The organism is Armatimonadota bacterium (assembly GCA_039679645.1).
GTDB lineage: Bacteria > Armatimonadota > UBA5829 > UBA5829 > UBA5829 > UBA5829.
On the sequence record JBDKUO010000056.1, the window covers coordinates 1 to 13,211 of the forward strand.

Here is a 13,211-nt window from a genome sequence, read left to right on the forward strand (position 1 = left end):
CGTCCATTTATTGCTCCTTTCAGAAACTTTGAGCGGTTCCTGAAACTGAGCATGATGGACGACTCCAGCATATGTCAAACTATGGGAGTCTCCCCGGCAAAGCCGGGGGTTTACCCTTATCAATTATGGGTGCCAAAATATGGATAGGCTGTTTGTCAAGCAGACAGATGTGGCCAGCACACTTACCAACCTTAGACCACAAAAGTATTTGATGGACACTGACTATGCGTGGTTTTTCAATGAGAAAGATGATCTGCTGGTCGGTTGGGCCGACACCGGATCTGCGCTCGGATGGCGGGATCACCACAGACAATTGATATCTGCCGACTTTCTGGACAAACTGAAATCGAAGCTAAACAGCTCGGGTCTGGAACTGGATGATGTAGTCCCATTAATGAGTCTGCGGGAGAACTCATATAACGAATGGATACGGTACTCGAACGACCTGACGGCTATAGGTTCTGGCATAAACATCGGGTCGCCTGATTGGATATCGTCTTTTGCGTGGAACCTGTACGGCTCCCTCGACGCGGACGGCAAAGCGCTTGCTAGGTCCGACGGCGGCCTTCATCTGGCCAAATTTGACCCGCAATATGTTTTGAGTATTTTCAAGGCTCAAAAAATGCAGGCACATCCCGACAGCGAGATGCCGCTTTCTCTGATCGGAGAGTCTGCAGCCGATTCTATCGAAAAGAGCAAGCAGAAAGCGCAAGAATTTACCGGGCGGGCAGTATCCGATCCGCAGATCTTATCAACCATGACAATGCGTGTTGTGAAATCTCCTGCAACCAACCGACTGTACAATGATAAAGGCTTCGTGCCGGTTCCATCCGGTCTAAAACTGTCAGAATACAAGATTGTGTTTGCTTATAAAATTGACGGAGAAGACCATAGTTACACCGTCTCCGGCCCGGCGCTGGCATTTCCTGTGTGGTCGGATGCGCGCGAAGCCGAGGTTATCAAAGCGTCTCAATAGTCCGGCAAGTCATACTCGGCTGCCAGGTGCGCGTGTGCATGCTCAAGCTGTGCCAGTTTATTGACCAGATGCTTATTAAACTCAGGCAAATCACCCGGGCTGCGGCTTGAGAGGAAATTGTCGTCCTCCACTGCAGGCTCGTCGACCCATATCGCCCCTGCGTTAACCAGGTCGTCTTTGATGGTGTGATACGATGTCATCTTTCGCCCTCGAACAAGCCCAGCCGATATGAGCAGCCATGGCCCATGACAGATAACTGCTATGGGCTTGTTCTGCTCATTCATATAGCGAAGAAAATCCTGCGCTGATTTGTTTTCTCGAAGCTTGTCAGCGTTAACTGCCCCTCCTGGTATAAGTGCGGCATCGTAGTCCTCTGTGTTTGCCTGATCTATAGGCACATCCACTTCGAATTTATCACCCATATGTGTATGATGCATGCCCTGAACAAGCCGCTCGGCCGGTGAAAGAATATGCACCACGGCGCCCTCGGCCTGCAGAGCATCTCGCGGGCTTGTGAACTCAATTTGTTCGAAGCCGTCAGTCATAATTGCGGCTACGCGTATGTTTTCGAGCTTGTTTCCCGACATTTCGACCCTCCATCGGCTGTACAATTGTTAGATTTTTTGTTCTTCCCTATTGGCACATCTTCATAAGAGCTACCCGCTGGTGTGTGTGAATAAACAAGAGCCTAAGAAGCAATCAAACGAAATCCAATGTTTAGTCAGATGTTTCTCGGTGATTTCGATAGTTAATCGTTAATTTCGTGCAGGAGTTTGTATTGATTGTGGGGAAGTACTGCTCAGTTGTAGCTGGCAGGCAGCACGGTATGTGAAATACCTGGATGATAGATGTTTGCATTGGCATCTTAATCTAAACTGCTGTGCAATGCTGGCCAAGGCCTGCCTGGTAAGCCATCCGGCCCCTGGTGCCGCGTGGATTGCGCGCATCATGGAACGGAGTTCTTAGAACTGGATAACTGGAGCAGAGCACAATGGTAGAATGGAAGCTAAGCGCTGCGGGCAAAGCCAAGCCCTCTGCGCGCGTTTCGGAAGGCAGTATTAACATCGGGCAACTGTCGCGAGTAATTAATATGTCTCCGAGACCGTTCGTGCTGATAAACGAACGTGAACTGAGCGTGCTGCGGCGCGGATTGACCAAGGATGGTTGGAAAAGGATCCTCTATCTGCAGCCCGCGGACCTTCGCCATGGCATTTATGTAGGCGCGGGCCTGCTGTCGACAGCAAATCAATGGCTGGAGAAAGAAGTTCAGATCCCAGAGCCCGAAACAGAAATGGGCAAGTCCGTATGCGATAGCGGGACTGGTGAAGTCTCTAATGACCCGACTCGACATACGCAACACGCCCGCCTGGCAGGAGCCGCACTCTCGCTGGCTATTGTCTACAGCATCGAGAAGGACAAAACCTACTCCGACAAAGCCGCCCAAATACTGCTTATGTACAGCGAGTATTATCGGAGGCTCGGCAATTGCCGCGAAAATGTACGGGATTCCAGCGCAGAAGCCGCTTGGGCTATAGCGATGACCCAAGCATATGATCTGATTTACTACTCAAGAAGCCTCAATGAGAACGAAAGAGCAGCAATCGAAACACAGCTTTTCAGGCCGCTTGCAAACCGATTTCGAGACCTCGAAGATGCGGGTGTGCCGGGAGCTTGGCACTTATCCGCAGTCGGCGTGATCGGGCTTTGCACTAAAGATGCTCAATTGGTGGCTGCCTCTATTGACTCCTATAGAAAATGGATATCTACACAAATAGGTGACGGCGGGCTTTTACCGGAACATCTAAATGCTCATTTTAGCGCGACATCCGCACTGTTATATTTTGCCGAGGCTTGTTACCATGGGGGAATCGACATTTTTTCCATGGGTTCGCAGACTCGATCACTCAAAGCAATGTTCCTGGCTCCGCTGAACCTTATGTATCCTTCTTTCCGCTTCCCGGCAATAGGCAATGAACAATTCGACTCATTTCTTCCGCTTGACCTCTATGAAGTGGCTTACAGGCGATGGGGAGACCCGGAACTCTCGTGGGTTCTGAAAAAAGGCTATAAATTTGGTCAGGATCCGGCAAACAACTACCATCTCCAGCATCCCGAGCGCTTCAGCAGGTCGGGTTTTTATGCGTTTTTGTTCGGACGTGACTTGCCGGGCCGTTCGGCAGCTCCGCTGTTCAAAAGCGAAGACTATCCATCGCTGGGAATATGTACATTAAGAAGCGGCGATGACTTGATGGCAACCGTAGATTATTACGCTCACAACAACCATCATCTCAGCAGACTCGGTTTCACACTTTCTGCCGGTGATGATGTAGTGATTGCGGATTACGGCACATCTCCGCTCTGCAGCAGCGCGATTTCCGAGTGGTCGCAAAGCACAGCCGCGCATAATACGGTGATGGTTGATGAGAAATCACAATCTCTTGCAGGTAAAAGCGGACTAACCGCTCAGTGTTACGGCACATTTATTCAAGGGGTCGAGTGTATCGCGAGCAATTGCTACCCAGGCGTAAGTCATAAGCGGAAGATAATAATTCTGGACCGCATTTGCATCATCCAAGACAACCTGACGGGTGATGATGAGCACAACTACGATTGGCTGATGCGCTGTCAGGGTATTGCACGCCTGCATGGCTGCGCGGAATCTATCGAGGTCCCAAAATCAAATACTCCGATGATAGAATGGAAGAAAGCATACAAGACATCCGGCGAATGCAGGGTCGATTGGCAGCTTTCAAATGGCGTTCTTGCCGCCGGAATATGGCACTTCGGAAGTAAAGGTGAGATTGCTCTCGGTAACTGCGCCACCGACACCGCACAAAACAGTGTGCCGATACTGCGCTGCCGCCAGCAGGGAAAAGAAGCGTCTTTTTTGGCAGTGCTGGCGCCGATGTCTGAAGCAGATGAAATATTTATGAAAAGAGACCGGAACCTGATCACGCTGACAAAGAAAGAAAGCGTTGAGTATCTGTATATAAGGGGATGTGACGACGTCGAAAAAAATGCCACTCAAAATGGATTAGAACTGGAAACTGATGCAAGTTTTGCAGCCGTCAGGACATGTGATGGTGAGATCAGGTCTATGGTGATCTCCGAAGGCTCGTGGCTGAAATGGAACGGTAAATCCATACTGGAGTGTTCTTCACAGGTTGGCTGCCTCGAACTGGTATTTGAAGAGAGAGGTCCACAGATGAAATATCACGGCGAGGCCTCCGGCATGGTAAAGATCAGGACCAACGCGCGGGCGATGAGAGTGAACGGTGTGCGAGCACAAGCCTATAATACTGACGGCTACGCCACTCTACGAATAGCCGGGCACATGATTGCCGGTGAAATGCATCCACACAAGAATTAATTAGGTGCTCCTGTCTTGTATATTCGTTCTCTCTGCTAGACAGGAGCCATGCGCGGTATAGTTCTACCCCCTAAACACAACCGAGAAGTTCAAGAAAGCAAGACCGCAATCCTGGACCGGTTCAATCTGACTGATACACTGCCAGGCTCGCTTGACCATTACCGCTTGAACCTTTAGAATTACAATGTCAGTAAAAAACAGGAGAACCGGTCAATTGGCAAACGTAGAAATGGAGACCATCGTAAACCTGTGCAAGGCGCGCGGGTTTATTTTTCAATCATCTGAGATATACGGCGGGCTGGGCAGCACATGGGACTACGGCCCGCTTGGTGTTGAGCTTAAGCGCAATGTCAAGGAAGCCTGGTGGCGGTATATGATCTCTACCCGCGACAATGTGGTCGGCCTTGACTCCGCTATTCTTATGCACCCAAAAGTCTGGGAGACATCCGGCCATGTGCAAAACTTCACCGATCCGCTGGTCGACTGCAAGCAGTGCAAGCAGCGCTTCCGCGCAGATGACCTCGAAGATGTCAAGAAATGTCCGGCATGCGGCGGCGAGCTTACCGAAGCGCGGCAGTTCAACTGCATGTTTAAGACTCACATGGGACCGCTGGAAGACAGCGCCGCAGTAGTCTATATGCGTCCTGAGACCGCCCAAGGAATATTCGTTAACTTCACCAACGTTCAGCAGGCGACACGCAAGAAGCTGCCGTTCGGAATAGGCCAGGTGGGCAAATCATTCAGAAACGAGATAACCCCGGGCAACTTCACCTTCCGCACACGCGAGTTCGAGCAGATGGAGCTGGAGTTTTTCTGTATGCCCGGCACCGATGACGAGTGGTTCGAATATTGGATCAACGAGCGCAAAAACTGGTATACAAGGCTGGGCATGAAAGAAGAAAACATGCGGCTGCGAGCGCATGATCCGGCTGAGCTTGCGTTCTACTCTAAGGGCACGACCGATATCGAGTATAAATTCCCGTTCGGCTGGGGTGAACTCGAAGGAATCGCCAACCGCACAAATTACGACCTTTCGAAGCACTCTGAAGGATCTGGCAAAGACCTGACTTTCTTCGACGAAGCCAGCGGCGAGCATGTAACTCCGTTCGTTATCGAGCCGTCAGCCGGGGCAGACAGAGCAACCCTGGCGTTCTTGCTGGACGCTTATGATGTGGAAATAATTCCAAAGGGCGAAAAGAAGGACAAGCGCACTGTTTTACGATTAAGCAAAGACCTTGCGCCGATAAAGGCCGCGGTTATGCCGCTTCTGCGTAACAGGCCCGAGATAGTCGAGACGGCAAAGAAACTTGCGCATGACCTGCAGCGCGCCTTCCCGACAATGTATGACGACACAGCCTCCATAGGCAGACTATATCGCCGGCAGGACGAGATCGGCACACTCTGGTGCATAACCGTGGACGTGCAGACAGTCGAGGAAGACCACCAGGTCACCATCCGCGACCGAGACAGTATGCAGCAGATCAGAATGCCCATAGAAGGCGTAAAGCAGTATCTGAGGGATAAATTAGAGAATGTGGACTGCTAAGACTAGGTTTCAATCTTCCAGGAGAAATATCCAATGAGTAATCCCGAACTCATTGCACTCGTTGATCGGCTGTGCAACGAGACAAACGAAACCGAATGGCTGGAGTTCAAGAGAAACCGATATGAACCGCAAGAACTCGGAGAGTACATCTCAGCCTTAGCTAACGGTGCATGTCTGGCGGGAAAACCTCGTGGATATATATTGTTTGGAGTTGATGATGAGTCTCATAATGTAGTAGATACCAAATTTGACCCACACACTGCCAAAGGAAAAGGTAACCAGAGTCTGCTGATTTGGTTAAGAAGTGGATTGCAGCCCAATACCGGTTTTGAAGTTCATATTGTCAATCATCCTAATGGACGCATAGTATTATTTGAAATACACCCAGCTTGGGATCGCCCGGTTAAATTCTATGGGAAGGCATTCATCCGAATTGGCTCAAGTAAAACAAATTTGGAAAAACACCCAGACAAGGAACGAGCTATTTGGAATCGCCATACAGATTGGTCTGCACAGGTCTGCGAAAGGGCAACAATAGCTGATCTTGATTCTGTTGCAATACAGATGGCTCGAGAGCAGTTCAAAATCAAAAACCCTAGACAAATCGCTGATGTTGATAGTTGGGATGATATAACTTTTCTCAACAAGGCTAAGCTTACAATTCAAGGGGCTATCAGTCATGCAGCAATAGTGCTACTTGGGAAACCTGAATCTGCCGCGCTATTATCACCAGCGGTGGCAAAAATATCTTGGATACTGAAAGACGCACACAATCAGGAGTTGGACTATGAACACTTTGGACCACCATTTGTTCTAGCAGTGGACAAGGTGCTTAGCCGTATTCGCAACCTGACTATTCGTACTCTACCTAGTGGTACATTATTTCCGCAAGAAATTACTCAATATGACCCATGGGTAATACGTGAGGCTCTTCATAATTGTATTGCTCATCAGGACTATAGTCTTCACGGTCGAATAAATATCGTGGAGACGTCAGATTCAATTTTGTTAACCAATATGGGCAGTTTCTTGCCTGGAGACATAGAAACAGTTATATGTCAAGATGCGCCGTTAGAAATCTATCGCAACCCGGTCCTAGCTGAGGCGATGGTTGGGTTGAATATGATTGATACACAAGGCGGCGGCATCAAGCGTATGTTCCGAACGCAGATGCAGAGGTTCTTCCCTTTGCCAGATTTTGATTTCACTGAGCCGGATCGAGTGGCTGTCAAAATTCAAGGGAGGATTATCGATGAGCAATATACGCGTTTGTTGATGGCTAATGGAAATCTTGATCTGTGGCAAGTAATCCAGTTGGATCGTGTTCAAAAACAACTTCCAATATCGCGTGATGCACATCGTCGACTGAAAGCTGCAAACCTAGTGGAAGGGCGCTATCCAAACATAATTGTTGCTGCTCTTATTGCAAAAGCCACTGGGCAGAAAGCGCGCTATATTCGCGATAGAGGGTTTGACAAGAAGTATTATCTCGATGCGATTTTGGCTTTGGTAAATAAGCACGGGCCTGTTGACCGTAAAGATATTAATGCTCTGCTTCTGGAGAAGCTGCCTGAAGTACTCACAGAATCTCAGAAGAAATCTAAGATTCATAATTTGCTTGCCGAATTAGCACGTGAGGGAAAAATATACAATACAGGTACTCGACCAAAACCGCGCTGGCAGATAGTTAAAAGCGATGACGATTTATCAAACCATAATGAGAAGTAAAACAATGAACTGTTAAACATTGTTTGTTGCTGATACTGCGATTACCTGGATATTGTTTGCTAAAGCAGGCCATTTTGGCTCGATTAACAAAGCTTTTAACAAAGATTCTAGCAAAGCATACCTTGTTAGCTGCCTGATAATACGTCAGATTTTAGCCCGGTGCGAACATGTGGTTAACACACTGTAAATGCAAAACAACCAACAAAACAGCTCAATCTGCAGGTGGAGTGATGCCAAATATTGGCTTACTCCTTTGGCGCTGACTTTCATCATATACATTCCCTCCCTTTTTTCTTACTTCCAGCAGGACGACTGGGGCCATCTGACCACAGTCACCCAACCCGGATTTAACCCATGGTTGTTCGGACAGTGGTTCTACAGGCCGCTCTTTCTTGCTGCCTTCGGCGGGCTGTATAAAGCATTCGGGCTGAATGCAGGTGCATGGCATATAGTCGAACTAATGCTGCATCTGATTAACGTTGCCCTGGTATATCACCTTATCAGAAGATTGAAATTCGGCCAGTCGGCGGCAACAGTCGGTGCGCTGGCGTTCGGAGTCTTTCCACTCAGCACTAATGCAGCGGCATGGTTATCGGATATATCCGGTATTGCCGCCACCACGCTTTGCCTGGCTGCTGCTCTCATCGCCTTGTCCGACCGCATTTCAGTGCTTATCAGAGGAGTGTTATGCGCTGTTGTGTGGGCGAGTGCGCTTTTTTTTAAGGAAGAGTCAGCGAGCATGATCGCTGTGCTGCCATTGCTTCCATTGTTTAATAATACAAATAGAAGCAGGCGCGAGTGGATTGTCTGGTTTGCGTCATGCCTGATGATGGTCGGTGCATTTGCATTCTTCATGCATATGGAAGGTCAATGCCAGCATACTTTAGGCAATGCGAATGCCCGCGTGAGTCTTGAGTTGCTGCGCAGAGCGGCGACCTTCGTGCTGTGGCCGACAAGTATGGGCCTGCCGATTTTCGCAGCAAGCGAAATATGGATGCCTGCAATTCTCGTTGTTGTGCCGATAGCACTCTGGCTACTGTATCCGAGTCTTAGGCCCGGAATTTTCTGGCTTATCACTACAGGCTTATCTATTGGAATAGCCTTGAAGTATCTGGCGCCGGCGGGCCGCTATTTTTATATACCAGCTATAGGAATATGCCTGTGCATTGCGGCTCTTGTGCAGCGGCTTTCAGCGGTCGAACGCCCCGTTCCCTTCATTACACGGTTTATTGCTGCTCTGCTCGTGGTATGGATTGTTTCAATAGGCGCTGCGCTGCCTGCAGTTTCAATTGCTGCCGGATTGATCGTAATGTTGTGGAAAAGCGGATCAGACGAAAAAGACAAACTCGACCACGCCAAATGCACTGCAGCACTTGCTGCGGCTTGCATCTTTACATTGCTCGAATATTTATCCGTGACTCTATCAAGTGTCGGGTATTTCCCAATCTGGCTGACCCTGGTTGTGCCGCTGGCCATAGCCGCTGTGTTCATTATAAACGACCCTGCCTGCCGCGTACGGCCGTCGCGGCGGTATGAGTATGTGTTATTGTCCTGTCTTGCATTTTGGACACAGCAGCCGACAGCATTGATATTCCTGTTGGCGCTCATATGTATTCGTTTGACAGAGAACAAAAAACAAAATACTTCCGTAAAACCTATTGGAGCTTGGGCTGGAATACTGGCGGGAGCGATTATTATATTGCCATGGACCGCTATGTCGATTTCGCGAAACCTAACATGGCTTCATTCCGGACAAATAGTCAGGTCGGCAGTAAGCCGGACAGCGCATATTATGAGCCGACTGCCTAAAGGTTCGGATGTTGTTGTTGTAGACAAAGCCGGAATGACATCTCCTGAGCCTCGCATACTGCAAGCTGCGTCTCGCCTGATCGCACGACGGTCCGATTTGAGGATTAAACTAGCTCAAGAAAAAGACCCGAAGGCTTATAATATAGTATGTGACAGCCAATGGCGCATCAAGCTCTATCGGCCGGATAATTAACATGAATATACGCGAAACATACGAACAACTCGAAAAAGAAATACTCTCAGCCGATGCAATACTCGCCTGCAAGTCGAAGGGCAGGCTACGCCCGGAACCGCAGGACAGTGTGCGAACCTGCTTTCAGCGCGACCGTGACAGAATAATACACTGCAAATCATTTCGCAGGCTCAAACACAAGACGCAGGTATTTATTGACCCGGAAGAGGACCACTATCGCACGCGGCTCACTCATACTCTGGAGGTCGCGCAGATTGCCCGCACCATCTCACGCGCGCTCCGCCTCAATGAAGACCTCACTGAAGCAATCGCTCTGGGTCATGACCTCGGTCATACTCCGTTCGGCCATGCCGGTGAAGCTGCGCTTGATGAGGTAATTCGGGAATATGTGCCGGACGCCTCTTTCAGACACTCTGAGCAGAGCCTGAGAGTGGTCGATGTGCTTGAAAACAAGGGCAAGGGGCTTAATCTGACTTACGAGGTCAGAGACGGCATTCTGCACCACTCCAAGGGCAATGCAGACCTTGTGATTGATTCCCGCGGACCCTCCACTTTTGAAGGCAGGGTTGTAAAGATCAGCGACCGTGTAGCGTATGTAAACCATGATATAGACGATGCAATCCGCGCCGGCATTATCACCGAGGATGATCTGCCGACGGATTGTGTCGAAATCCTTGGCAGAAGCCACTCGCACAGGATTGGAGCAATGGTCGAGGATATCATATATTACTCCGCCGAGCACAAAGCCATAGGAATGAGCGAACCATTCCGAAAAGCCACTAACCGCCTCAAGGACTACCTCTTCAAGCATGTTTACGGCCGCGATGTAGTCGGAATCGCTGAGTTAAAAAATGCAGGTGAAGTGCTTAAAGAGCTTTTTCGGTTCTACATGGCCGACCCGGATCAACTGCATTCGGCGCATGGTGAGTCTTTCGAATTGAACAAAGACACTAATGAACTGGCTCGCTGTGTCTGCGACTTCATCTCAGGCATGACCGACCGTTATGCTCAAAAAGATTACACGCTCAGATTTGTTAAGTAACAGGCCGACTCACAAATTGCTTGACTCAGTGGTGCCCACGCATGTAGAATGAATGGGCGGAGGTAACCTCTTTGAAAGGCGGCACTCTCTCGAACTTTGATGAGTGGTCTCCAAATCGCCGTCATTTGCCCATATTATTTTTTGGCAGCAAGCAGGTCTGAATGTCACTATACATAGTAATAACGATTATCGTAGTCGCCCTCATTTTTGATTTTCTGAACGGTTTCCATGACGCGGCAAACTCGATTGCAACTATTGTCGCAACAAAGGTTCTTTCACCGTTTCAGGCAGTAATATGGGCGGCTTTTTTTAACTTTCTGGCTCCTCTTGTATTTGGCGTGCATGTTGCCGATACGGTCGGCAAGACTGTCAACGCAGCGATCTTTTCATCTCATACAATGCTGATAATAGCTCTGTCGGGGCTATGCGGAGCAATTTTCTGGAACATCATTACCTGGTATATTGGACTGCCGACCAGTTCTTCCCACGCTCTGATCGGAGGGCTTGCCGGTGCAGGTCTAACTGCCGCCCACATTTTGACCGGTTCCATGAAAAACGTATTGAACTGGGAGAAGATCGATACAATTGCCGCATTTATTGTGTTCGCCCCTCTGATCGGTATGGTATTCGGCTTCACCATTATGGTGATCGTTATGTGGCTGCTCCGGAAGGTTTCGCCGAGCAGGGTCGACAACTGGTTCAGGCATCTGCAGCTTTTATCGGCTGCCGCTTACAGCATCGGTCATGGCACCAACGATGCCCAAAAAACAATGGGTGTTATTGCCGTGGTTTTGCTGACTGCGGGCCATCTGCAGCCAATGGCAAATGGAAGTATACCGGTGCCGATCTGGGTGAAGCTGATCTGCGCTATGGCAATCGCTTGCGGCACCATGTCCGGCGGCTGGAGAATTGTAAAGACTATGGGACTCGGCATAACAAAACTCAAGCCGGTCGGCGGGTTCTGTGCAGAGACAGCAGGCGCAATAACTATTATTGGATCAACAATGGCGGGTATTCCCGTCAGCACCACACACACCATCACCGGTGCGATTGTCGGGGTAGGCGCAACACACAGGCTTTCCGCTGTAAAGTGGGGAGTGGCCGGAAGGATCGTTTGGGCATGGATTTTGACTATGCCGCTCTCCGCGCTTATGGCGTCGGGAGTCTATTCACTAATCCACTTTTGCCAATAGCCGTTAAAGAAATGGAGGCCGGATATGGGCCTGAGGATTATACCAAGAGAAGAAGCTTTTTTTGATCTGTTCAAAGCACAGGCTACTAATGTAGTCGAAGGGGCTGTGTTACTTAAGGACCTGCTTGAGGACTACACAGACGTAGATCAAAAAAGAATGAAGATCGAAAAGACTGAGAGCTTTGGCGATGAGATTGCACATAAGATCATCGAAAAGCTCAACAAAACATTTATCACACCGATAGACCGCGAGGATATCCACGCATTAAGTTCAGCTTTGGACGACATTCTCGACTTCATCAACGCCACGTCTCAGCGACTGAACCTATATGGCGTAGAGTCAATAAGCGCCGAGGCAAAAGAACTCGCGAACATTGTTTTACGGGCTGCCGAGGAGACACTCGCCCTTACGGAAAGTATGAAGAACCTCAAGGATGTCAAAAGCATGAAGTCGCGCTGGATTGAGGTCAACCGGCTTGAAAACGAGGGAGACAAGGTCAGCCGCAACGCCATTGCAGGTCTGTTCAAAAATGAAAAAGACCCCATCGAAGTAATTAAGTGGAAAGAACTCTACGAGCACCTGGAAATGGCCATCGACAAGTGCGAAGATGCGGCCAACATTGTAGAGGCTGTCGCACTCAAGAACGCATAGAAATCAGTCTCGGTCTATTGCGCGCGGGCCATGCTCAAACCCGGGTCCGCCATGACCTTCTCGTCCATGCGGGTTGGCCAGCACAAGGAACGAGGTAATCGCAATAGTTATTGCCAGCAATACCACGGCAAGCACTGGCTTGTGCTTGAGATAGCTCCCGATGCACTTGGCATTCAAGATAAGGTGAAAGACGGCCGCAATGACCATCACGAGGGCCATCAGTTCATGCACCGGTGTCACTTGGCGAATATGGGCAAACATCATCAACAGGCCGGTAACTGCTGTCGCCGCGAACGACAGGATTAATATCAACGATACTGTACTTCTCATTTGACCCTCCGAATGCGCAAGGTTTTGTGAGGATGAAGAAATAATGCCCCGGCATCAATGCTCGGGGCACACTCTCTTTGGTATTTTGGGTTCTACGCCGACACAGCGGAGACATTAGATGCCTGTGGGCCTTTGGGACCGTCGGCAATCTCGAACTCCACCTGCTGCCCTTCAAAAAGGGTCTTTCGGCCATCCATATTAATAGCCGAATAGTGCACAAAGATATCTTTGCCTTCGTCTGTAGCGATGAAGCCATAACCTTTAGCGTCGTTGAACCACTTTACGACACCAACTCGCAACCTCTCACCCTCCTTCAGATAATTCCACACGGATTTACGCCAGTGAACGGATTATAGCACCGAAAACTCACTTT

At 49.3% G+C, this 13,211-nt stretch carries 11 protein-coding genes; 8 read left to right on the top strand and 3 right to left on the bottom strand.

The genetic code is table 11. The features are described from left to right. Positions 1-139: 139 nt before the first annotated feature. Positions 140-976 carry a hypothetical protein gene (locus ABFD83_11420; GenBank protein ID MEN6357679.1) on the top strand — a complete coding sequence of 279 codons (837 nt, stop codon included), beginning with the start codon at positions 140-142 and terminating at the stop codon, positions 974-976. Here the strand turns inward: ABFD83_11420 and ABFD83_11425 are convergent. After that, positions 970-1,563 carry a type 1 glutamine amidotransferase domain-containing protein gene (locus ABFD83_11425; GenBank protein ID MEN6357680.1) on the bottom strand — a complete coding sequence of 198 codons (594 nt, stop codon included), beginning with the start codon at positions 1,561-1,563 and terminating at the stop codon, positions 970-972. The genes ABFD83_11420 and ABFD83_11425 overlap by 7 nt on opposite strands. A gap of 404 nt (positions 1,564-1,967) precedes the next feature. Here ABFD83_11425 and ABFD83_11430 point away from each other — a divergent pair, with 404 nt between their 5' ends. The 7 genes from ABFD83_11430 to ABFD83_11460 all read left to right on the top strand — a co-directional run bounded on the left by ABFD83_11430 (position 1,968) and on the right by ABFD83_11460 (position 12,508). Then, positions 1,968-4,346: a heparinase II/III family protein gene (locus tag ABFD83_11430; GenBank protein ID MEN6357681.1), complete on the top strand. Its 2,379-nt coding sequence runs from the start codon at positions 1,968-1,970 to the stop codon at positions 4,344-4,346. Positions 4,347-4,575: 229 nt separating this feature from the next. Further along, a complete protein-coding gene (locus tag ABFD83_11435; GenBank protein MEN6357682.1) occupies positions 4,576-5,892 on the top strand; it encodes a glycine--tRNA ligase in 1,317 nt (438 codons plus the stop codon). 33 nt (positions 5,893-5,925) lie between these two features. Further along, entirely contained in the window at positions 5,926-7,620 is a 1,695-nt protein-coding gene (locus ABFD83_11440; protein ID MEN6357683.1) for an RNA-binding domain-containing protein, read from the top strand. A 187-nt stretch (positions 7,621-7,807) separates the two neighbouring features. Continuing rightward, on the top strand, positions 7,808-9,622 hold the full coding sequence (locus ABFD83_11445) for a hypothetical protein (protein ID MEN6357684.1): 1,815 nt from the start codon (positions 7,808-7,810) through the stop codon (positions 9,620-9,622). A 1-nt stretch (position 9,623) separates the two neighbouring features. Continuing rightward, a complete protein-coding gene (locus tag ABFD83_11450; GenBank protein MEN6357685.1) occupies positions 9,624-10,664 on the top strand; it encodes a deoxyguanosinetriphosphate triphosphohydrolase in 1,041 nt (346 codons plus the stop codon). 161 nt (positions 10,665-10,825) lie between these two features. Beyond that, positions 10,826-11,857 (top strand): inorganic phosphate transporter, encoded by a 1,032-nt coding sequence (locus tag ABFD83_11455; GenBank protein MEN6357686.1) that lies wholly within the window; start codon positions 10,826-10,828, stop codon positions 11,855-11,857. Positions 11,858-11,881: 24 nt separating this feature from the next. Continuing rightward, positions 11,882-12,508 carry a DUF47 family protein gene (locus ABFD83_11460; protein MEN6357687.1) on the top strand — a complete coding sequence of 209 codons (627 nt, stop codon included), beginning with the start codon at positions 11,882-11,884 and terminating at the stop codon, positions 12,506-12,508. Positions 12,509-12,511: 3 nt separating this feature from the next. Here the strand turns inward: ABFD83_11460 and ABFD83_11465 are convergent, their stop codons facing one another. Then, on the bottom strand, positions 12,512-12,838 hold the full coding sequence (locus ABFD83_11465; GenBank protein ID MEN6357688.1) for a DUF4405 domain-containing protein: 327 nt from the start codon (positions 12,836-12,838) through the stop codon (positions 12,512-12,514). 92 nt (positions 12,839-12,930) lie between these two features. Continuing rightward, positions 12,931-13,137, bottom strand: coding sequence for a cold shock domain-containing protein (locus tag ABFD83_11470; GenBank protein ID MEN6357689.1), 207 nt, complete (start codon positions 13,135-13,137; stop codon positions 12,931-12,933). Between the last annotated feature and the right edge of the window lie 74 nt (positions 13,138-13,211).